The sequence below is a fragment of the Pseudomonas sp. S3_B11 genome (assembly GCF_054667715.1).
The window spans coordinates 5,434,318-5,454,170 of sequence record NZ_CP162749.1 but is presented as its reverse complement, the minus strand read 5'-3'; the positions used below and the strand labels follow the sequence as shown (position 1 = coordinate 5,454,170).

Here is a 19,853-nt window from a genome sequence, read left to right as displayed (position 1 = left end):
TCGAACAATGAACAGGTTTTTTTCAGCCCTCGGTATTTCGCTATGGATAGCGCTGTTGTCGCCGATGGTTCTCGGGGCCAGCCTGAAGACGTTGGATGTGGCGGCGTTGCCGGGGGACCGTGTCGAGTTGAAGCTCTCCTTCGACGGGCCGCCGCCGCCACCGCGGGGCTACACCACCGAACAACCGGCGCGGATTGCACTGGACCTGCCGGGCGTGACCAATCAACTTTCCAGCAAGCGCCGCGACCTGGGCGGGGGCAATGCACGCAGCGCCACTGTGGTCGAGGCTGGGGATCGTACTCGGTTGATCATCGGCCTTACCCAACTGGCGCCGTATGACACCCGGATCGAAGGTAACTACCTGTTCGTGGTGGTTGGCAAGGGCGTAGCCCCGAAGACCGCCGCCCCGAAGAACTCCACCACCCAGCCCCCCCGCCCGGCGGTTGCCAGCGCTGCGCCTGCGAGGGCCAGTGCGCCGGTGGGCAAGGCGATCCGAGGAGTGGATTTCCAGCGCGGGACCCAGGGCGAAGGCAATGTCGTGATCGACCTGTCTGACCCGTCCATCGCCCCGGATATCCAGGAGCGCGAAGGCAAGATCATCCTCAATTTCGCCAGGACCCAGTTGCCCGAGCCGCTGCGGGTGCGCCTGGACGTCAAGGACTTCGCCACCCCGGTGCAATTCGTCAATGCCAGCGCCGGCAGCGACCGGGCGACCATCAGCATCGAACCCAGCGGCACCTTCGACTACTCGACCTACCAGACCGACAACAAGCTCACCGTCAGCGTCCGGCCCATGACCGTCGACGACCTGCAAAAACGCAACGCCGACCGCGCGGCCTACAGTGGCGAGAAGCTCTCGCTCAACTTCCAGGACATCGAGGTGCGTTCGGTCCTGCAACTGATTGCCGATTTTACCAACCTGAACCTCGTGGCCAGCGACACGGTGCAGGGTGGCATCACCCTGCGGTTGCAGAATGTGCCCTGGGACCAGGCGCTCGACCTGGTGCTCAAGACCAAGGGGTTGGACAAGCGCAAGGTCGGCAACGTGCTGTTGGTGGCTCCGGCCGATGAAATTGCCGCCCGTGAGCGCCAGGAACTGGAGTCGCAGAAGCAGATTGCCGACCTGGCGCCGCTGCGGCGTGAGCTGTTGCAGGTCAACTATGCGAAGGCGGCGGACATCGCCAAGTTGTTCCAGTCGGTGACCAGTGCCGAGGCCAAGGCCGATGAGCGCGGCACGATCACGGTCGATGAGCGAACCAACAACATCATTGCCTACCAGACCCAGGACCGCCTCGACGAACTGCGCCGGATCGTGGCGCAACTGGATATTCCGGTGCGCCAGGTGATGATCGAAGCGCGAATTGTCGAAGCTAACGTCGACTACGATAAAAGCCTGGGCGTGCGCTGGGGCGGTTCGGTACAGAACCAGGGCAACTGGAACTCCTCCGGGGTCACCAACGGCACTTCCACCACCATTGGCACCCCGGGCAGCACCAGCACCAACCAACCGTTCGTCGACCTGGGCACCTCGGGCAACACCTCGGGCATCGGCATCGCGTTCATCACCGACAACGTATTGCTGGACCTTGAGCTGACGGCCATGGAGAAAACCGGCAACGGGGAGATCGTCTCCCAGCCCAAGGTGGTGACGTCCGACAAGGAGACGGCAAAGATCCTCAAGGGCACGGAAATTCCTTATCAGGAAGCCAGCTCCAGTGGCGCTACGTCGGTGTCGTTCAAGGAGGCTTCGCTGTCGCTGGAGGTGACCCCGCAGATCACCCCGGACAACCGCATCATCATGGAGGTCAAGGTCACCAAGGATGAACCGGACTACCTGAACAAGGTGCAGGATGTGCCGCCGATCAAGAAAAACGAGGTCAACGCCAAGGTCCTGGTCAATGACGGCGAGACCATTGTGATTGGCGGGGTTTTCTCAAATACTCAGAGCAAGGTTGTAGATAAGGTGCCATTTCTTGGCGATGTGCCGTATCTTGGCCGCCTTTTCCGGCGTGATGTGGTTTCGGAGAAAAAATCCGAGCTGCTGGTGTTCCTCACTCCGCGTATCATGAATAACCAGGCGATTGCTGTGAGTCGTTGATTCTGTGCGAAATTTGATTCTTGTTGGGCCGATGGGCGCTGGAAAAAGCACCATCGGCCGTTTGCTGGCCAAAGAGCTGCGCCTGCCGTTCAAAGATTCCGACAAGGAAATTGAATTGCGCACGGGTGCCAATATCCCATGGATTTTCGACAAGGAAGGCGAACCGGGCTTTCGTGACCGTGAGCAGGCGATGATCGCCGAGCTGTGCGCGTTCGATGGCGTGGTGCTCGCCACCGGTGGCGGCGCGGTGATGCGCGAAGCCAATCGTCGGGCGCTGCATGCCGGCGGACGAGTGGTCTATCTGCATGCTTCTGTCGAGCAGCAGGTGGGTCGCACCGCTCGGGATCGCAACCGCCCGTTGTTGCGCACCGCCGACCCGGCCAAGACCCTGCGCGACCTCCTGGAGCTGCGTGATCCGCTGTATCGGGAGATCGCCGACCTGGTGGTGGAAACCGACGAGCGGCCGCCGCGGATGGTGGTGCTGGACATTCTCGATCGCCTTCAGCAACTGCCTCCCCGTTAATGCGCCTGGCGAAATGCGCTATTCTCGACGTCCCGTCATGGCCCGCCTGGGGCGTGGCGGATGGCCATTAACTGGCGTCAGAACAAGCACCGTGGACTTTCGTTAATTGCAGGCAGGACGCCTGATTCCATCTTCACTGTGGGGACACATGCAGACACTTAAGGTCGACCTGGGCGAGCGCAGCTACCCGATTCATATTGGCGAAGGCTTGCTGGACCAGCCCGAACTGCTGGCGCCGCATATCGCCGGGCGGCAGGTGGCGATCATTTCCAATGAAACCGTCGCGCCCCTGTATCTGGAACGTCTGACCCGCAGCCTGTCGGCCTTCTCGGTCATTTCCGTGGTATTGCCCGACGGCGAAGCCTTCAAGAACTGGGAAACCCTGCAACTTATTTTCGATGGTCTGCTGACTGCGCGCCACGATCGCCGCACCACGGTGGTTGCCTTGGGTGGCGGTGTGATCGGCGACATGGCCGGTTTTGCAGCCGCCTGCTATCAGCGCGGCGTCGATTTCATCCAGATCCCCACCACGCTGCTGTCGCAGGTCGACTCGTCGGTGGGCGGCAAGACCGGGATCAACCATCCGCTGGGCAAGAACATGGTCGGTGCTTTCTATCAGCCCAACGTAGTGCTGATCGACACCGCCACCCTCAATACCTTGCCGGCCCGCGAACTGTCTGCGGGGCTGGCGGAAGTCATCAAGTACGGGCTGATCTGCGACGAGCCGTTCCTGGGCTGGCTCGAGGAGAACGTCGACCGCCTGCGGGCACTGGATCAAGTGGCCCTGACCTACGCCATCGAACGCTCCTGCGCCGCCAAGGCTGCCGTGGTGGGGGCCGATGAGCGTGAGTCGGGGGTGCGCGCCACCCTCAATTTGGGGCACACCTTCGGCCATGCCATCGAAACCCACATGGGCTATGGTGTCTGGCTGCACGGTGAAGCGGTTGCGGCCGGTACGGTCATGGCCCTGGAGATGTCTGCGCGCCTGGGCTGGATCAACGAACAGGAGCGTGATCGCGGTATTCGTCTGTTCCAGCGCGCCGGGTTGCCGGTGGTTCCGCCCGAGGAAATGAGCGAGGCGGATTTTCTTGAACACATGGCAATCGACAAAAAAGTGATCGACGGTCGTCTGCGTCTGGTGCTGCTGCGCCACATGGGCGAAGCGGTGGTGACCGACGATTATCCGAAAGAAGTTCTACAGGCCACGCTGGGAGCGGACTACCGCGCCCTGGCTCAGCTTAAAGGTTAATAAGATCCGATGACTAGTTTGCATGCCGACGAGGCTTTCCTCGGCCATTTCCAATTGAGTCATGACCCTTTTGCACCGCGGGTCCCGGGCTTCAAGTTCTTTCCTGCACAGCGCAAGCCGGTACTGGGCCAGTTGCATCACCTGGCGCGCTACAGCCAGTTGCTGCTGGTGGTCACCGGTCCCCAGGGCAGCGGCAAGACCTTGCTGCGCCAGGCGCTGGTGGCCAGCACCAACAAGCAGTCCGTGCAAAGCGTGGTGGTATCGGCCCGTGGCGCCGGCGATGCAGCCGGTATATTGCGTCAGGTGGCCCAGGCGCTGAACGTCGCGCAGGCCGAAGTCGGTGCAATTCTCGATCAGATCGTGCAACTGGCGCTGACCGGGCAGGAAGTCTATCTGCTGGTGGACGATGCCGAGCAACTCGACGAGTCGGCCCTCGAGGCCCTGCTGGCCTTGGCGGCCGGTGCGCCGGAGGGTCGCCCTCATGTGTTCCTGTTCGGCGAGTCGTCGCTGATCGCTGATCTGGACCAATTGAATCTTGAGGAAGAGCGCTTCCACGTCATCGAGCTGGCGCCCTACACCGAGGAAGAAACGCGTGAATACCTGGCCCAGCGTCTTGAGGGTGCGGGCCGGGGTATCGAACTTTTTACCGCCGATCAGATCTCTGAGATTCACGAAAGCGCCGACGGTTGGCCTGGCAACATCAACCAGGTCGCCCGCGATGCTCTGATCGAAGTCATGATTGCCAGCCGCTCAGCGGTGAAGCGTCCAAGTATGGGGTTCAACATGCCGAAGAAACACGTATTGGCAATTTCCGCCGTCGTCGTGGTCGCGGTTGCCGCCGCCTGGCTGATGCCGGGTCGCACCAAGGCACCCACCACGGGTGCCCCTGCCAACGAACAGGCTCAACTGCCTCTCGGCCAGGGGACGCCGCAACCCAACGGTGGTGCGCCGGCAGTGGAATTCGCCGGCAACACCCAGCCGATGCCACTGCCGCTGGTCGGCCAGTCGCAACCGGTCATGCGCGGTCCGCTGGCTGAAGCGGCCGGTGGCATCACCGAAGGCGACGACGGCGCAGCGCCACCGGTCGACGACAGCAGCGACGTGCCGCCGACCGTGACCACCACCGCACCGCCTGTGGGCGTGCCCGCCGGTCCTGCCCCGACGCCTGCCCCGGCCGCCAAGCCGACTCCGGCGCCCACCCAGGTGGCCACCGCCAAGCCTGCCCCGGTTCCAACGCCTGCCAAGCCGGCGGCGCCAGCACCCGCACCCGCAGCCAAGCCTGCTGCTCCGGCCAAGGCCACGGGCGGTAGCTGGTACGCTGGCCAGGCACCGGGCAACTACGTAGTGCAGATCCTCGGCACCAGTTCCGAAGCCGCGGCACAGAACTTCGTCAAGGAGCAGGGCGGCGAGTACCGCTATTTCAAGAAAGTCCTCAATGGCAAGCCGCTGTATGTCATCACCTATGGCAGCTTTGCCAACCGTGATGCAGCCGTTTCCGCCATCAAGGCCTTGCCAGCGAAGGTTCAGGCTGGTAAACCTTGGCCTCGCACTGTCGCCAGCGTCCAACAGGAACTGGCAGCAACTCGCTGAAGATTCGGCGGCCTTACCCAGGCCGCCTCTCCCGGCAACCTCAAAATTTCCGCAGGGGCGGGCGACCTTTCAGGCCGCGCGCCTTGTGGTGTCTGCGTCACAGTAGTGTTTGAGTCGTAGCGGTCGAACCCAAAAAAGTTTTGACTAGCACAGCATATAGCTTTAAACCTTTCACAAATGCGACATGGATTTGCGACAGTTCGTCGTCAAATTTGTGAGCCTCTGTGTCGGTGTGTACAATGACCTCCCTTTTGCCCCCGCAAAGCTGGCGTACGTTCGGCGCGGCATGCAACTGGTTGAATTGAAAAGAAATTTGCCTCGATTAGAGGCAGCCTGGTGAGAAAGTGTCTATGAAAGCAGGTCTGTACCAACCAGATGAATTCAAGGATAACTGCGGTTTCGGCCTGATAGCTCATATGCAGGGCGAGCCCAGCCACACCCTTTTGCAAACGGCCATTGAGGCCCTGACCTGCATGACCCACCGTGGTGGGATCAACGCCGACGGCAAGACCGGCGACGGTTGTGGCTTGCTGATTCAAAAACCCGACGAGTTCCTGCGTGCCATTGCCCAGGAAACGTTTGGCGTGACCCTGCCCAAGCAGTACGCCGTGGGCATGGTGTTCTTCAACCAGGATCCGGTGAAGGCCCAAGCGGCTCGCGAGAACATGAATCGCGAGATCCTGGCCGCCGGCCTGCAACTGGTAGGCTGGCGCAAAGTGCCGATCGACACCAGTGTCCTCGGCCGTCTGGCGCTCGAGCGCCTGCCGCAGATCGAACAGGTGTTCATCGCCGGCGAAGGCCTGAGCGACCAGGACATGTCGATCAAGCTGTTCAGTTCCCGTCGTCGTTCGTCCGTGGCCAATGCCGCCGACACCGATCACTACATCTGCAGCTTTTCCCACAAGACCATTATCTACAAAGGCCTGATGATGCCGGCGGACCTCACCGCCTTCTATCCGGACCTGAGCGACGAGCGCCTGAAAACCGCGATCTGCGTGTTCCACCAGCGCTTCTCCACCAACACCCTGCCGAAATGGCCGCTGGCCCAGCCATTCCGCTTCCTCGCCCACAACGGCGAGATCAACACCATCACCGGCAACCGCAACTGGGCCGTGGCCCGTCGCACCAAGTTCGCCAACGACCTGATGCCCGACCTTGAAGAACTCGGCCCGCTGGTCAACCGCGTGGGCTCGGACTCCTCGAGCATGGACAACATGCTGGAACTGATGGTGACCGGTGGTATCGACCTGTTCCGTGGTGTGCGCATGCTCGTGCCGCCAGCATGGCAGAACGTCGAGACCATGGACCCGGACCTGCGCGCCTTCTACGAATACAACTCCATGCACATGGAACCGTGGGATGGCCCGGCCGGTATCGTCATGACCGACGGTCGCTACGCTGTGTGCCTGCTGGACCGTAACGGCCTGCGTCCGGCGCGTTGGGTCACCACCACCAACGGGTTCATCACCCTGGCGTCGGAAATCGGCGTCTGGAACTATCAGCCTGAAGACGTCGTCGCCAAGGGCCGCGTAGGCCCGGGCCAGATCTTTGCCGTGGACACCGAGACCGGCCAGATCCTCGACACCGACGCCATCGACAACCGCCTCAAGTCCCGTCATCCGTACAAACAATGGCTGCGCAAGAATGCCCTGCGCATCCAGGCGACCATGGAAGACAACGACCACGGCTCGGCGTTCTACGACGTCGACCAGCTCAAGCAGTACATGAAGATGTACCAGGTGACGTTCGAAGAGCGTGACCAGGTGCTGCGTCCGCTCGGCGAGCAGGGTTACGAAGCGGTCGGCTCCATGGGTGATGACACGCCGATGGCCGTGCTGTCGCAGCGCGTGCGCACGCCGTACGACTATTTCCGCCAGCAGTTCGCCCAGGTGACCAACCCACCGATCGACCCACTGCGCGAAGCGATCGTGATGTCCCTGGAAATCTGCCTCGGTGCCGAGCGCAACATTTTCCAGGAGTCGCCGGAACACGCCTCGCGGGTGATCCTCAGCTCGCCGGTCATTTCCCCGGCCAAGTGGCGCTCGTTGACCAACCTCGACCGCCCAGGCTTTGCGCGCCAGGTCATCGACCTGAACTACGACGAAAGCGTCGGCCTGGAAGCGGCGATCCGCAACGTTGCCGATCAGGCTGAAGAAGCCGCGCGCGCCGGTCGTACCCAGATCGTGCTGAGCGACCGTCACATCGCGCCGGGCAAGCTGCCGATCCATGCCTCGCTGGCCACCGGCGCGGTGCACCATCGCCTGACCGAAAAAGGCCTGCGCTGCGACTCCAACATCCTGGTGGAAACCGCCACCGCCCGCGATCCGCATCACTTCGCGGTGCTGATCGGTTTCGGTGCCTCGGCGGTGTATCCGTTCCTGGCCTATGAAGTGCTGGGCGACCTGATCCGTACCGGTGAAGTGCTGGGCGACCTCTACGAGGTGTTCAAGAACTACCGCAAGGGCATCACCAAGGGCCTGCTCAAGATCCTGTCGAAGATGGGTATCTCGACCATCGCCTCGTACCGTGGCGCGCAACTGTTCGAGGCCATCGGCCTGTCGGAAGAAGTCTGCGAGCTGAGCTTCCGTGGCGTGCCGAGCCGCATCAAAGGTGCGCGTTTCGTCGACATCGAAGCCGAACAGAAAGCCCTGGCTGCCGAAGCCTGGAGCCCGCGCAAGCCGATCCAGCAAGGCGGCCTGTTGAAGTTCGTCCATGGTGGCGAGTACCACGCCTATAACCCGGACGTGGTCAGCACCTTGCAAGCCGCCGTGCAGCAGGGCGACTACAGCAAGTTCAAGGAATACACCTCGCTGGTGGACAACCGTCCGGTGTCGATGATTCGCGACCTGCTCAAGGTCAAGACCCTCGACACGCCGCTGGACATCAGTGAAATAGAGCCGCTGGAATCGGTGCTCAAGCGCTTCGATTCGGCCGGTATTTCCCTGGGCGCCTTGTCCCCGGAAGCCCACGAAGCCCTGGCCGAAGCCATGAACCGCCTCGGTGCGCGTTCCAACTCCGGTGAAGGCGGCGAAGACCCGGCGCGCTACGGCACCATCAAGAGTTCGAAAATCAAGCAGGTGGCAACCGGCCGCTTCGGTGTGACGCCGGAATACCTGGTCAACGCTGAAGTGCTGCAGATCAAGGTTGCCCAGGGCGCCAAGCCCGGCGAAGGCGGCCAGTTGCCCGGCGGCAAGGTCAACGGCCTGATCGCCAAGCTGCGCTACGCGGTACCTGGCGTGACCCTGATCTCGCCACCGCCGCACCACGACATCTACTCGATCGAAGACTTGTCGCAACTGATCTTCGACCTCAAGCAGGTGAACCCGAAGGCGCTGGTCTCGGTGAAACTGGTGGCGGAAGCGGGCGTTGGCACCATCGCGGCCGGCGTGGCCAAGGCCTATGCCGACCTGATCACCATCTCCGGCTACGACGGCGGCACCGGCGCATCGCCGCTGACCTCGATCAAGTACGCTGGCGCGCCGTGGGAACTGGGCCTGGCTGAAACCCACCAGACCCTGCGCGGCAACGATTTGCGCGGCAAGGTCCGGGTGCAGACCGACGGTGGCCTGAAAACCGGCCTGGACGTGATCAAGGCCGCCATCCTCGGCGCCGAGAGCTTCGGCTTCGGTACCGCGCCGATGATCGCCCTGGGCTGCAAATACCTGCGCATCTGCCACCTGAACAACTGCGCCACCGGCGTGGCGACCCAGAACGACAAGCTGCGCAAGGACCACTACATCGGTACCGTCGACATGGTGGTGAACTTCTTCACCTACGTGGCCGAAGAGACCCGTGAGTGGCTGGCGAAGCTGGGCGTGCGCTCGCTTGAAGAGCTGATCGGCCGTACCGATCTGCTGGAAGTGATCGAAGGCCAGACCGCCAAGCAGCAACACCTGGACCTGACCCCGTTGTTGGGCAGCGATCTCATTCCGGCAGACAAGCCACAGTTCTGCCAGGTCGACCGCAACCCGCCGTTCGACAAGGGGGAGCTGGCCGAGAAGATGGTCGACATGGCCGCTGCGGCGATCAACGACCTGAGCGGTGCCGAGTTCGACCTGGACATCTGCAACTGCGACCGTTCCATCGGCGCTCGGATCTCCGGCGAAATCGCGCGCAAGCACGGCAACCAGGGCATGGCCAAGGCGCCGGTCACCTTCCGCTTCAAAGGCACCGCAGGCCAGAGCTTCGGCGTCTGGAACGCCGGTGGCCTGAACATGTACCTGGAAGGCGATGCCAACGACTACGTGGGCAAGGGCATGACCGGTGGCAAGCTGGTCATCGTTCCGCCCAAGGGCAGCGTCTACAAGACCCAGGACAGTGCCATCATCGGCAACACCTGCCTCTACGGCGCCACGGGCGGCAAGCTGTTCGCCGCCGGCACCGCAGGCGAGCGTTTTGCCGTGCGTAACTCCGGGGCCCACACTGTGGTGGAAGGCACCGGCGATCACTGCTGCGAGTACATGACCGGTGGTTTTGTCTGCGTGCTGGGCAAGACCGGTTATAACTTCGGCTCTGGCATGACCGGCGGTTTCGCCTACGTGCTCGACCAGGACAACACCTTCGTTGACCGGGTCAACCACGAACTGGTGGAAATCCAGCGGATCAGCGGCGAGGCGATGGAAGCCTATCGCAGCCACCTGCAAAACGTGCTGAACGAGTACGTCGCGGAAACCGACAGCGAGTGGGGTCGTGAACTCGCCGAGAACCTCGATGACTACTTGCGCCGTTTCTGGCTGGTCAAGCCCAAGGCTGCCAACCTGAAATCGTTGCTTTCCAGCACTCGTGCCAACCCGCAGTGATATGCGCCTGAAGAGTTTGATGAGGTTTTAACAATGGCTGAACGTCTGAATAACGACTTCCAGTTCATCGATGTCGGGCGCAAGGATCCGAAGAAGAAACTGTTGCGTCAACGCAAGAAAGAGTTCGTGGAAATCTACGAACCTTTCAAACCCCAGCAGTCGGCCGACCAGGCCCACCGCTGCCTGGGCTGCGGTAATCCGTATTGCGAGTGGAAGTGCCCGGTGCACAACTTCATTCCCAACTGGCTGAAACTGGTGGCCGAGGGCAACATCCTCCAGGCCGCCGAGCTGTCCCACCAGACCAACACCCTGCCGGAAGTCTGCGGCCGGGTGTGCCCGCAGGATCGTCTGTGCGAAGGTGCGTGCACCCTCAACGACGGTTTTGGCGCGGTGACCATCGGTTCGGTGGAGAAGTACATCACCGACACCGCGTTTGCCATGGGCTGGCGTCCGGACATGTCCAAGGTCAAGCCGACCGGCAAGCGCGTGGCGATCATCGGTGCCGGCCCGGCGGGCCTGGGCTGTGCCGATGTGCTGGTGCGTGGTGGCGTGACCCCGGTGGTGTTCGACAAGAACCCGGAAATCGGCGGTCTGCTGACCTTTGGCATTCCCGAGTTCAAGCTGGAAAAGACTGTGCTGAGCAATCGTCGCGAAGTCTTCACCGGCATGGGCATCGAGTTCCGCCTGAACACCGAGGTGGGCAAGGACGTGACCATGGAGCAACTGCTCGAAGAATACGATGCGGTATTCATGGGCATGGGCACCTACACCTACATGAAGGGCGGCTTTGCCGGTGAGGACCTGCCAGGCGTCTACGACGCACTCGACTTCCTGATCGCCAACGTCAACCGCAACCTGGGCTTTGAAAAGTCGCCGGAAGATTTCGTCGACATGAAAGGCAAGAAGGTCGTGGTACTCGGCGGTGGCGACACGGCGATGGACTGCAACCGCACCTCGATTCGCCAGGGCGCCAAGTCGGTGACCTGTGCCTACCGTCGTGACGAAGCCAACATGCCCGGTTCGCGTAAAGAGGTGAAGAACGCCAAGGAAGAAGGCGTGAAGTTCCTCTACAACCGCCAACCGATCGCCATTGTCGGTGAAGACAAGGTCGAAGGCGTGAAGGTGGTCGAGACCCGTCTCGGCGAACCGGACGCCCGTGGCCGCCGCAGCCCCGAGCCGATTCCCGGTTCCGAAGAGATCATCCCGGCCGACGCCGTGGTCATCGCCTTCGGCTTCCGCCCAAGCCCGGCGCCGTGGTTCGAGCAGTTCAGCATCCAGACCGATAGCCAGGGCCGCGTCGTGGCCCCAGAGCAGGGCCAGTACAAGCACCAGACCAGCAACCCGAAGATCTTCGCCGGTGGCGACATGGTCCGGGGTTCCGACCTGGTGGTGACGGCGATCTTCGAAGGCCGCAATGCGGCGGAAGGGATCCTGGATTACCTGCAAGTCTGATCAAGCGACACAAAAACCTGTGGGCGAGCTTTGTGGGAGCAAAGCTTGCTCGCGATCCAGGCGCCTCGGTACTCAAGAGACCGCGGTGTCTTCATCGCGGGCAAGCCTTGCTCCCACAAAAAAAGCTCCCACAGTTGTTTTGTGGTGCTGCTGAACTTCATTGCACCGCGACAAATTGCCCCGATAGATAAAAGGCACGGCTCTTGCCGTGCCTTTTGCCTCGCGCTCTGAGAAAATGCCCGCACTTTTTTTCCGGATGCCGACATGACTGCCCTGAAGAACGACCGTTTCCTTCGCGCCCTGCTCAAGCAACCCGTAGACGTCACCCCGGTGTGGATGATGCGCCAGGCTGGTCGCTACCTGCCGGAGTACCGCGCCAGCCGCGCCAAGGCCGGTGACTTCATGAGCCTGTGCATGAACCCCCAGTTCGCCTGCGAAGTGACGATGCAGCCGCTGGATCGGTATCCGCAGCTGGACGCGGCCATCCTGTTCTCCGACATCCTGACTATTCCCGATGCCATGGGCCAAGGCCTGTACTTCGAGACCGGCGAAGGCCCGCGCTTCAAGAAAGTCATCAGCACCCTGGCCGACATCGAGGCCCTGCCGATCCCAGATCCGCAGAAAGACCTGGGCTACGTCATGGACGCAGTCAGCACCATTCGCCGCGAGCTCAATGGTCGTGTGCCGCTGATCGGTTTCTCTGGCAGCCCATGGACCCTGGCCACCTACATGGTCGAAGGCGGCTCGTCGAAGGACTTTCGCAAGACCAAGGCAATGCTCTACGACAACCCGCAGGCCATGCACCTGTTGCTGGACAAACTGGCCCAGTCGGTCACGTCCTACCTCAACGGCCAGATCCTGGCCGGTGCGCAAGCGGTACAGATCTTCGACACCTGGGGCGGCAACCTGTCGGCGGCGGCGTACCAGGAATTCTCCCTGGCCTACATGCGCAAGATCGTCAGCGGCCTGATCCGCGAGCACGAGGGGCGCAAAGTCCCGGTGATCCTGTTCACCAAGAACGGTGGCCTGTGGCTGGAAAGCATCGCCGATGTCGGCGCCGACGCCCTGGGCCTGGATTGGACCTGCGACATTGGCAACGCTCGCGAGCGCGTCGGTCACAAGGTCGCCCTGCAAGGCAACATGGACCCGACCGTGCTCTACGCCAAGCCTGACGCCATTCGTGCTGAAGTCGGGCGTATCCTGGCCAGCTATGGCAGCGGCAGCGGCCACGTGTTCAACCTAGGCCATGGCATTACCCCGGAAGTCGACCCCGAACACGCCGGTGCCTTCCTGCGGGCGGTGCATGAGTTGTCGGCGCAATATCACGTCTGATTGCAACCCTGTCACCCAGCCTGTCCGGCCTCGTGTCGGACAGGCTTTTTATTGCCCGGTCGTTGATGTTTCCGGCGCCTGCGCCACCCAGCGGGAGCAAGTTCCCTCGCCACAAAGGGTCCACGCTGTCCCTGGTTGGGTCGTGAAGTCGTGATGGCTTAAACCTGCACATTCCCCGGCAGCAACGGTAATTTCGCCAGCTTCACCGCCACCCACAATGCGACCACCAGCAAGCCACCGATGAACAAGCCGACACCGTTCCACCCGCCCAGGTGCCAGGCCACACCGCCCGCCGTACCCGCAACGCTGGATCCGGCGTAATAGCTGAACAGATAAAGTGACGAAGCCTGGCCCTTGGCCTTGAGGGCGCGGCGGCCGATCCAACTGCTGGCGACCGAGTGGGCGCCGAAGAAACCGAAGGTGAACACCAGCATGCCCAGCACTACCAGCCACAGCGGGGTGGCCATGGTCAGCGTGAGGCCGGCCAGCATCAGTGCAATGGTCGCCCAGAGCATTTTGCGTCGGCCGAGCCTGTCCGCCAGTGCACCGACTTTTGCCGAGCTGTAGATGCCCGACAGGTACACCACCGACAGCAACCCGACAAAGGCCTGGTCCAAGTGATAAGGCTCGGCCAGCAGGCGGTAGCCGATGTAGTTGAACAGCGTCACGAACGCGCCCATCAATACGAAAGCTTCAAGAAACAGCAGCGGCAAGCCGGCGTCGCGAAAGTGCATGGTGAAGCCGTCCAGCAGGCTGCGCGGGTGCAGCGAACGAGGACGGAAGTTGCGTGACTCAGGCAGGATTCTCCAGAACACCGCTGCCGCGATCAGCGCCAGGCCGCCAATCACCAGCATCGCGGTGTGCCAGCTGACAAAGTCGATCAAGACCCCGGTGATCAGGCGTCCGCACATGCCGCCGATGGCGTTGCCGGCGATGTACAACCCCATCGCCAGGCCGATGTGCTTGGGATGGATTTCTTCGCTCAAATACGTCATCGCGACCGCTGCCAACCCGCTCAACGACAGCCCCACCAAGGCACGTAGCAGCAATACACCCTGCCAGGTCGGCATCATGGCGCTGGCAATCGTACACGCCGAGGCGGCGAACAGCGCCGCGACCATCACCGGCTTGCGTCCGATGCGGTCGGAAATCGGGCCGGTGATCAACAGGCCGATGGCGAGCAGGCCGGTCGCCACCGACAGGATCAGGCTGCTCTGCGCCGCGTTGATGGAAAATTCCTTGGACAACAGCGGCATCATCGGTTGCACGCAATACAGCAGGGCAAAGGTCGCAAAGCCACCGCTGAACAGCGCCAGCACCGTGCGCATGAACATCGGCGTGCCCTTCTCGATATAGATGTCCTTGAGTTCGGCGACGACATCATCCTGCACACGCGGCGGGATTTCATGGGTCAGTGGAGCGACAGCAGTTTTCACGGTGGACCTCGCAAGGGCACGTTCTGGCAGGCAATGAAAAAAGCATATAGCCGGCTAATGATTCTATCCAATATATTGTTCGACCTGTTTAAGACGTTATACGACCTATTGGATTGCCCATGGAATTGCGACACCTGCGTTACTTCATCGCCGTTGCCGAAGAACTGCATTTCGGCCGTGCCGCGCTGGCCCTGGGCATCTCCCAGCCGCCCTTGAGCCAGCAGATCCAGGCGCTGGAGCAGGAGATTGGCGCACGGTTGTTCGAGCGTACCAATCGTCGGGTCGAATTGAGCGAGGCCGGACGGTTGTTCCTTGAAGAAGCGCGACGGGTATTGGTCCAGGTCGATAAAGCCGCCGACATCGCCCGCCGCGCCCAACTGGGGGAGTTGGGCGAGCTGAAAATCGGCTTCACCTCCTCGGCGCCTTTCAACTCCACCATCCCCCAGGCGATTTTTTCATTCCGGCAACGCTTCCCTGCGGTGCACCTGAACCTGCGGGAAATGAGCAGTACCCAAGTGGCCGACGCACTGGTGGACGAAGAGATCGAGGTGGGCATCATGCGACCCTTGCCGTTGCCCGATTCCTTGGCGGAAATCGAACTCAGCCGCGAACCGCTGGTAGCCGTGCTCAGTGCCAAGCATCCCCTGGCCCAGGGCAATGAAGATGGACTGTTCCTCTCGGCCTTGGCCCAGGAGCCGTTCGTGTTCTTCCCCCGCAGCTACGGCAGCGGCCTCTACGCCCAGCTCCTGAACCTGGCCCGCGACGCCGGCTTCAGCCCGCACTTCGCCCAGGAAGCCGGCGAAGCCATGACCATCATCGGCTTGGTGGCGGCGGGGCTGGGTGTCTCGGTATTGCCGGCGTCTTACCAGCGCATGCGTATCGATGGGGTGGTCTATAGACCGCTACTCGATCCTGCGGCGGTGTCGGCGGTGTGGCTGGTCCAGCGCAAGGACCAGCGTTCGCCGATGGCGGCGGCGTTTGTGGCGTTGTTGACTGGCAATACCGAGTAGCGGGTCAAGCGGAAAAACGCCTGTGGGAGCGAGCTTGATCGCGATGCAGATATTGGATGTGCCGACGCCATCGCGAGCAAGCTCGCTCCCACCCTTGATCGTCGGTGGTCGCAGAACCTTCAATCACCGCAAATCTCCTGTGGGAGCGAGCTTGCTCGCGATAGCGGTGCATCAGCCACCAAAGATGTTGGACGTGCCTACGCCTTCTGGGCTCTCTATCTCAATCCCCCCAGACGGTCGCCGGTTTGTTTACGTGATAATTATAGAAACCCTGGAGTGTCCACGTATCGCCCTGGCGTTCGAACGCGGCGCGCCACAAGCCCCGGCCACCTCCTGGAACCAGTCGAGCCATGTCGTACCAGTAATACTGATTGATTTTCTTCGTCGTCACCCTGCCAGCACAAATGTCATCCATGATTTCTACTACTTTCGCCCTGGCTGTTTCAGGGAAGTTATCGTAGGACATTTGCGTGTCCGCCAGTGGGCTGGTATCGACCGTGAACTTGTCGGCCGCAGGCGACGGAACCGCTGAAGTAGGTGGGGTGGTTGGAGGTCGGGTGCCGGTCACTCTATTTGTCCGGGCCTGTGTCACGACCTCGATGTCGAACGCGTCATAGCGGGATAAGTTTCGGGTAAATTTTGTAATCTCCTCTTCGGTAACAACCATCATCCTGCGTTGCGACTTGCCTTTGTTGGCGATGATGTAAGGGATTTCATATTGCCTGATTTCTGTCAGTAGCCCGAGTCTGTTTCTGCGGCGCATTTCCGTACTGAAGGCATTGATGAATTTTATTTTGTATTCGTCTTGGCGTTCGGGGGCGTTGACGTATCTTCTCCTGGCGGCCTCTACATCCGGGCCGCTCCCTGGGAACAGCGGCTCCAGCTCGTCGAGGAGTTTGGCTTGTGCGACCTCCAATATTTCGGTGTGGGTGTCTGCAATATTACGGACGGCGTCTCGCTTTTTTCCTCGTTCAGGGGTGATCGCTAGAAATACAGCCCCGGTAACGTTATCTGGCAATATGGTGATGGCCGTATTGAACTCACCTCGGTGATTGAACAGCTTTGGACCAAGTATTTCTATCTTGTCAAATATCAGTATTTGTTGGGCGGCTGTAAGGTTGAAGCCATCACCTCTTGATTCGATGACTTTGGTCGCAGTATCGACGTGCATCCATATGTTGATTTTATGCTTCAAGTTTGCGTGGGGAATTACCTGCGTTTGATAGAGAGAGGTTATTTGTGCGCGATAAGAATCCAAGTCTCGCATGCCAACATCCTCCATGCTCTCATGGAGTATTCGTACAGCCAGCTCATCAGGCATTGAATCAACAAGATTCTTTACGGTGTTGACCAATTCAACGGAGGGCCTGCGTTGGTCCGCCAAAGCACCTTCCAGCAATATGTTGCATCGCTTCTGTTGCAGGGTCTCTGGAGACCGGCCGATCAGGCTCTGTAATGCCCCGCCACCCAACAACCGGTTTTGCGCTTCAACCTGCCATCCGCCATTTCTCCAGGTCACCGTCCGCTGGTTCGTACGGTTGTTAGGCGCGTAGATAATCCGTTCGCCTCCCTGAATCGCCGATTTGTAGAAGTACTTTCCTATGGTCAGGTAACCCTGCCCGCTGGTGTCCCTGTACCGATTGCGGCCATCGGGGATCAACCCCTTGCTGTCAAAGCCCCTGAGGTGAAAAGGCTCCAACTCCGGATCCGGCATGCGGGGCAGGGAGGACAGCGCCGGGCGTGCCTGATGACGCCTTGCACGCGCCATGATCAGATCCTGCCCGGCTTCGGCGATGACCTCGCCCAGTCCGCTGATAAAATCACGTGTCCACTGGCTGAAGTGACCGTCTTCGACATCGATTGCCGCCACCGCCGTCCCTCCGGCCATCGTTGGCAGGATCGCACGTCCCAGTATTCCGCCCAGCCGGCCCGCAGGTGCCATCGACATCGCCCCGGTCAACAACATGACGCCGTTTCTGCGCCCCTCCCGCGCGGCTGCGCTGTCGCGTTCGGCGTTGGTCACCGTCAACATGTCCGCGGTTTTCATCGCGTGGGTTATTTGCGTTTCATACAGTGCTTGGAGCAAGTTCCCTCCAACCACGGGCGAGGAGATTTTCGTCGCAAAGTCGTTCTGTGCCCTGGTCCTCGCCCAGACGAAAGCCGACTGTGTGACTTTTCTTATCTTCTCCTCGAACGTCAGCTTTTCCGAGGCCGGCACCATACTGGCAAGCTGTACGGCCTGCTCCAGCAGCGGCAGTTGCGAAATGAGCCAGCGGGTCATTTGTGGCGTGGCAGTGAGCGTCTGCGCCAAGGTGCTTTCCAACGTTCGACCGCTGGCCGCATCCACGTCCCTGAACACCTTGCCGTCCGGTGCTCCCGGCGTGTACAGCGTCAGCGACGGGCGGCTCGACACGGTTTTCACCCCAAACGCCAGTATCGACCTGAGCACGCTGTTGCCCCACTGCAGTTGACGGACCACCACGTCGTGCCCGTTGACCTTGGCGCGCCGATCCGGTGTCGGACTGTCCAACGCTGCCAGCACCAGGTTCAGTCCGATACTGTCCTTGTCGTGCCTCAGGTCGCCCGAGATATGGGCGGTCCACGCCTGGGCCCGTATCTGTTGCGCTTTCAGGGTCATCCATTGCGCTTGTGATTGGCGGGCGGCGAGTTGCACATCGGTCGCCAGCCGGGTGCCGATGTCTGCCCGCTCGATGGTCTCTATAATCTGCGCAAAGCTCAGCGGCCCGACGACGCTAGGCTGAGCGGCGTTGCGTTCGTCCTGGGTCAGGTTGGACATCGCCCACTCGGTCATGGAACGGCGGTCATCCATGACCCCCCTCACGCCACCTTGCGAAACCCCGGACCCGAACGGTGAGGCGCCCGTTGGTGCATGCGGGTCAGTCAGTTGTTTTCTGATACTCAGCGACACATCTTCAGGGTCGGCTGGCGGGTATTTCTCCCCGATGAAGCCGGCGAGCAGGCGACGGGTCCGCTCCCGAAGCGCCTGCGCGGTGGCCAGCGTCACCGGGTCCGCTGGGGGCGGTGTATCGACCAGGCTGCTGTGCAGGGCCTGCGCCGCCCGCCACCATGCCAGGCGGTCGTCACCGGTGATGTGGGGGAGGTCGTGCAGCCAGTCATTCAAGTTTTTCAGGTTCAGCCGCAGCTCGCGCTCGTCCATGGCGCCCGCCAGGTCCAGCTTATCGCCGATGTCCGCCGCGGCATCCAGCCTGCTCACCCAGGCGGCGATTTCCTCTTCCTCGGTCGGGCCGTTCAACAAGGTATTGCTCACGGCTGCTTTCTGCACCGCCCGCAAATCGCTGACCAAATGAACAAGGAAATTCCCTGCTATGGGTGCGGTGTCCAACCGGTCCTCAACGTTATCGTCCTCCATCAGGCTGGCCTTCAGTTCCGTCAGGCTGCCATGCACCTCCAGCGGATGACCCGGACGGTACAGCACGGCGTCCGCCGAATGATCGGTATGGTCGGGCCGTGTCAGCACGACGGCACCCGGCACCGGCAGGCTGAATCCCCAACCTTGGAGAGTGAGGCTCAGGTTGAAAACCCCGGGTCTGGTGGCCTGCGCCGCCAGATGGTCTGTCACTGCCTTGTGCATTGCCTGGCTCAGCGTTGTATCCAGCAAATGAAGATCTGCTTGTACCTGCAGTTGCGTGCCCAGTTCTTCCGCCAGCCAGTCACCGACGTTGCGGCCTCGGGTGAAATCGGCCGGTTTACTCCAGAAGTCATCCAGGACCCGCGCCAGCAGCCGTTCATAAGACGCTGGCGTGGTGTTCAGCAGGCGTTTGATTTCCTCCTTTGCTTCACGACTGTTCAGGGCGCTGGGCACTTGGGTGAGGTTGTCTTTCGTCACGACAACCTCGAGGTTGTCGATTTCGAGGAAAAACTCACGGGTATTCATCTGGCCGGCAGCGGCGCGCCAGAAAAGGGTCTCGAGGAAAACGATATCTTTCACTGTCCGCCGGGACATCGGCCCGTTGGGGACGCGTTCCGATGGGGCGATAGGCTCCTCTTGCAGCGTGCACACCGACAATGTTTCGACGGCCATGGTGCCCGCCAAGGCGGGGAAGGTTCTTTTGAACCAGTAGTCCAGATGCTGTCTCGTGGCCGTCGAGGGCCAGGGAACGGCACTGTTCAAGCGGATCATGTGCTGCTGCGAGGTCGTGAGCCGGCTTGTCAGTAGGACGCTGGCGTCAGTGACGCTATCGGCCTGCGGAAGGTTGAAAGACGGTATGGGGGCGGTATCTTCCTGCATGTGCTCTTCCTGAGAGTTTTTCGGAAGGGCAACCTATTGAAGGCAGGCGACGATAGGGTGGTAGATAGATACCGCACATACAAAGGAAGGTGCT

10 protein-coding genes are annotated in these 19,853 nt (G+C 61.2%); 8 read left to right on the top strand and 2 right to left on the bottom strand.

All coding sequences use genetic code 11. The features are described 5' to 3' along the window. Window positions 1–7 precede the first annotated feature (7 nt). The 7 genes from pilQ (at window position 8) to hemE (ending at window position 13,043) form a co-directional block, all read left to right on the top strand. Window positions 8–2,098: a type IV pilus secretin PilQ gene (pilQ, locus tag AB4O22_RS24435; protein ID WP_460097345.1), complete on the top strand. Its 2,091-nt coding sequence runs from the start codon at window positions 8–10 to the stop codon at window positions 2,096–2,098. A 4-nt stretch (window positions 2,099–2,102) separates the two neighbouring features. Next, the gene (aroK, locus tag AB4O22_RS24430) at window positions 2,103–2,621 is read left to right on the top strand and encodes a shikimate kinase AroK (protein WP_003196983.1); all 519 of its coding nucleotides are present in this window, start codon (window positions 2,103–2,105) and stop codon (window positions 2,619–2,621) included. Window positions 2,622–2,769: 148 nt separating this feature from the next. Further along, window positions 2,770–3,870, top strand: a complete 1,101-nt coding sequence (gene aroB, locus AB4O22_RS24425) for a 3-dehydroquinate synthase (protein WP_223471052.1) — start codon at window positions 2,770–2,772, stop codon at window positions 3,868–3,870. Window positions 3,871–3,879: 9 nt separating this feature from the next. Beyond that, a complete protein-coding gene (locus AB4O22_RS24420; RefSeq protein ID WP_003196987.1) occupies window positions 3,880–5,460 on the top strand; it encodes an AAA family ATPase in 1,581 nt (526 codons plus the stop codon). Window positions 5,461–5,810: 350 nt separating this feature from the next. Continuing rightward, on the top strand, window positions 5,811–10,259 hold the full coding sequence (gene gltB, locus AB4O22_RS24415; RefSeq protein WP_223471050.1) for a glutamate synthase large subunit: 4,449 nt from the start codon (window positions 5,811–5,813) through the stop codon (window positions 10,257–10,259). 33 nt (window positions 10,260–10,292) lie between these two features. Beyond that, window positions 10,293–11,711: an FAD-dependent oxidoreductase gene (locus tag AB4O22_RS24410; RefSeq protein WP_003196992.1), complete on the top strand. Its 1,419-nt coding sequence runs from the start codon at window positions 10,293–10,295 to the stop codon at window positions 11,709–11,711. Between the two features lie 264 nt (window positions 11,712–11,975). Further along, on the top strand, window positions 11,976–13,043 hold the full coding sequence (gene hemE, locus AB4O22_RS24405; RefSeq protein WP_223471049.1) for a uroporphyrinogen decarboxylase: 1,068 nt from the start codon (window positions 11,976–11,978) through the stop codon (window positions 13,041–13,043). A 158-nt stretch (window positions 13,044–13,201) separates the two neighbouring features. On the opposite strand, the gene AB4O22_RS24400 is transcribed toward hemE, so the two are convergent. Next, a complete protein-coding gene (locus AB4O22_RS24400) occupies window positions 13,202–14,458 on the bottom strand; it encodes an MFS transporter (RefSeq protein WP_411740619.1) in 1,257 nt (418 codons plus the stop codon). 140 nt (window positions 14,459–14,598) lie between these two features. On the opposite strand from AB4O22_RS24400, the gene AB4O22_RS24395 reads away from it, so the two are divergent. After that, entirely contained in the window at window positions 14,599–15,489 is an 891-nt protein-coding gene (locus AB4O22_RS24395; protein WP_460097344.1) for a LysR family transcriptional regulator, read from the top strand. 220 nt (window positions 15,490–15,709) lie between these two features. On the opposite strand, the gene AB4O22_RS24390 is transcribed toward AB4O22_RS24395, so the two are convergent. Then, window positions 15,710–19,759, bottom strand: a complete 4,050-nt coding sequence (locus tag AB4O22_RS24390; protein WP_460105902.1) for a dermonecrotic toxin domain-containing protein — start codon at window positions 19,757–19,759, stop codon at window positions 15,710–15,712. Between the last annotated feature and the right edge of the window lie 94 nt (window positions 19,760–19,853).

Coding starts and splice junctions, on each gene's coding strand:
- aroB (WP_223471052.1), top strand. CDS start 2,770: ATGCAGACACTTAAGGTCGACCTGGGCGAGCGCAGCTACCCGATTCAT.
- AB4O22_RS24420 (WP_003196987.1), top strand. CDS start 3,880: ATGACTAGTTTGCATGCCGACGAGGCTTTCCTCGGCCATTTCCAATTG.
- AB4O22_RS24395 (WP_460097344.1), top strand. CDS start 14,599: ATGGAATTGCGACACCTGCGTTACTTCATCGCCGTTGCCGAAGAACTG.
- AB4O22_RS24390 (WP_460105902.1), bottom strand. CDS start 19,759: ATGCAGGAAGATACCGCCCCCATACCGTCTTTCAACCTTCCGCAGGCC.
- AB4O22_RS24410 (WP_003196992.1), top strand. CDS start 10,293: ATGGCTGAACGTCTGAATAACGACTTCCAGTTCATCGATGTCGGGCGC.
- hemE (WP_223471049.1), top strand. CDS start 11,976: ATGACTGCCCTGAAGAACGACCGTTTCCTTCGCGCCCTGCTCAAGCAA.
- gltB (WP_223471050.1), top strand. CDS start 5,811: ATGAAAGCAGGTCTGTACCAACCAGATGAATTCAAGGATAACTGCGGT.
- pilQ (WP_460097345.1), top strand. CDS start 8: ATGAACAGGTTTTTTTCAGCCCTCGGTATTTCGCTATGGATAGCGCTG.